The following is a 2,552-nucleotide window of genomic DNA, read 5'->3' as shown; positions in this document are numbered from 1 at the left end:
AATCAACGACTACATCGCATACTACAACCCCCAACGCATTAACCTAAAACTAAAAGGCCTGAGTCCGATACAATATCGAAATCAGGCCTTGGTTGCCGCTTAGAAATGAGTCCAACTTATTGGGGTCACTTCAAACTGGCGGTTTTTTTTATTTAAACAAAAGGGCTAAATTATAGCTCGCCTTCGTTTTCAGAAAGGAACTTAGCAACACCTTCAGGGCTTGCATCCATACCTTTTTTACCTTCAGTCCAACCAGCAGGACAAACTTCACCGTTCTCACTGTGGAACGCTAGTGCATCAACCATACGGATCATTTCGTCAATGTTACGACCTAGAGGTAAATCGTTAACTACTTGATGACGTACGTTACCTTCTTCGTCGATTAAGAACGAACCACGAAATGCAACACCCGCTTCAGGGTGTTCAACGTCGTATGCTTTACAAATTTCGTGTTTAACGTCTGCAACTAGTGCGTATTGTACTTTACCAATACCGCCGTCAGCTACAGGCGTGTTACGCCATGCATTATGAGAAAACTGAGAATCGATAGAAACACCAATTACTTCAACGCCACGCTTTTTAAACTCTTCAAAACGCTTATCAAATGCAATAAGTTCAGAAGGACATACAAAAGTGAAATCTAATGGGTAAAAGAAGATTACAGCTTTTTTACCTTTAATTGTTTCGTGTAGATTGTAGCTATCTACAATTTCACCATTACCTAAAACTGCTGCAGCGGTAAAGTCTGGTGCCTGGCGGCCTACTAATACACCCATTTTATTCTCCAAATATTTTGAGTTTGTTTTCAATTGCTTTCGCAATGCTGGTACATATATGGGCGCTAAAAGTTAAAAACCAATAGCACCTACACATAATTTTTTTGTATATTAGATATAAAGTTTTAAAAAAGATAATCGTATTTACCGATGCGGGCAATCGAAAATACCGAACAGAAAATTAAAACACCGCAAATACAAAAAACCTGCAAATGCAGGTTTTTTTTAAAATATTTAGTCCATTATATCCGACGGCATATCGCCACGAATTTTTTGCCAAATTTCACCCGTTTGATGACCATATTTACGCATCATCGAAATTGCACCATCGTGCTCATTATTTTGCGCTAATACAGTTAAATCTTTATAAAACTGACGGGCAAGCTCGCGGGTACCCGGATCTGAAAAGTAATGACAACCAATTTTAGAATAGAACCCTCTAAAACCGTTTAAAATTAAAACATAAATTCGGTTATTACCTGCAACGGCCAATTCGTGATGCACTTTATAGTCATAATCAGCAAATGCTTGTGCTGTATCTTCAAGTTCGTGACTTAATGATAAAATTTCAATTACACGTTCAGGATTAAGCTTAATCGCAGCACGGGTATAAATAGCACTTATATTTGTTCGTGCAGACAATAGCTGATCTGTCAGCTCAGGCATTTTATCTTCATCTAAACGTGCTAACGTTTCTAATATGTTTAAGCCCGACGTTTCCCAAAAGTTATTAACCTTTGTTGGTTTGCCGTGCTGAATAGTTAGCCAGCCGTCTCGCGCTAAACGCTGTAACACTTCGCGTAATGTGGTTCTTGTTACGCCAATTAACTCAGAGAGCTCTCTCTCAGCTGGTAGAATTGAACCTGGAGGGAAATCGCCATTCCAAATAGACTCAACTATGTATTCTTCAGCAAATCCTGCTGGGCTTTTCGCTTTAAAAATTCTCATCCAATTCCCACTCGAATTAATCTACAACGTTTCGCTTACGCGAATAACTGACTGATTGTACCAGACGAAACTCAACTAACAAGTAAAGTAAGATATATTGTTAAATTGAACATACACATCAAGGTAGAGTTACTGAACGGCAAGAGCGACTGGCCATTTAAAAGGAACAAAAATCGCTTTTAATAAACAAATTCATTGAAAATACCATATTACAATTAGGCTAAACATAGGGGAAATATTGCAAGTAACGAGACTCAACTTAGTGGCTGAACTAACAGCCAATTGTACACATTGAAGATTTTAAATGTCTGAAGTCAAGATTTGACCCCAATCACTCTTGACCCCAATCACTCTTATTGTGGAATCGATTTACACGCCCGATTACTTTACGTCTGTATCATTGATAATACAGGACTTATACTTGTTCACAAGAAAATTAAAGATGACCCAGAAGCACTATTAAAACTACTAAAACCGTATATCGGTGACATTGTAGTTGGCGTAGAATGCATGCACTGTTGGTATTGGGTCGCTGACTTTTGTAAAGAACACACTATCGACTTTATTCTCGGTCATGCTTTGTATATGAAGGCGATTCATGGCTGTAAAGCCAAAAACGATAAAATAGATTCATATAAAATTGCCAAACTCATCCGTGGGGGGAACTTTCCACTTGCTTATGTGTATGACAAAGATATGCGTGCTACGCGCGACTTATTACGCCGAAGAACTAAAATTGTTCGCCACGGTGCTGATATAAAAGCCGATGTCGCCATTACCGCCAGCCAGTACATTTTACCGTCACACAACGGGAATTTAAAGACCGTC

The 2,552-nt window shown here is 38.8% G+C and carries 4 protein-coding genes; 2 read left to right on the top strand and 2 right to left on the bottom strand.

Going from position 1 to position 2,552, the window contains the following annotated elements; translation table 11 throughout:
• Nucleotides 1-103, top strand: a 103-nt coding sequence (locus tag CWB65_RS19320; protein WP_138741272.1) for an IS3 family transposase, incomplete at its 5' end; no start/stop codon positions are given.
• Nucleotides 104-170: 67 nt separating this feature from the next.
• Here CWB65_RS19320 and CWB65_RS19315 read toward each other — a convergent pair.
• A complete protein-coding gene (locus tag CWB65_RS19315) occupies nucleotides 171-776 on the bottom strand; it encodes a peroxiredoxin (protein WP_006793938.1) in 606 nt (201 codons plus the stop codon).
• Nucleotides 777-1,010: 234 nt separating this feature from the next.
• Nucleotides 1,011-1,724: a fatty acid metabolism transcriptional regulator FadR gene (fadR, locus tag CWB65_RS19310; RefSeq protein ID WP_006793939.1), complete on the bottom strand. Its 714-nt coding sequence runs from the start codon at nucleotides 1,722-1,724 to the stop codon at nucleotides 1,011-1,013.
• Nucleotides 1,725-2,054: 330 nt separating this feature from the next.
• On the opposite strand from fadR, the gene CWB65_RS19305 reads away from it, so the two are divergent.
• On the top strand, nucleotides 2,055-2,552 hold a 498-nt coding region (locus CWB65_RS19305; RefSeq protein WP_138741273.1), incomplete at its 3' end, for an IS110 family transposase.

Origin of the sequence: Pseudoalteromonas sp. S554 (assembly GCF_005930865.1) — a bacterium.
GTDB lineage: Bacteria > Pseudomonadota > Gammaproteobacteria > Enterobacterales > Alteromonadaceae > Pseudoalteromonas > Pseudoalteromonas marina.
Note: the sequence above shows the minus strand (reverse complement) of the source record. Positions and strands in the feature narration are given on the sequence as shown.

Bases quoted from the DNA above. Each gene is read 5' to 3' on its own strand.
- fadR (WP_006793939.1), bottom strand. From the start codon at position 1,724: ATGAGAATTTTTAAAGCGAAAAGCCCAGCAGGATTTGCTGAAGAATAC.
- CWB65_RS19315 (WP_006793938.1), bottom strand. From the start codon at position 776: ATGGGTGTATTAGTAGGCCGCCAGGCACCAGACTTTACCGCTGCAGCA.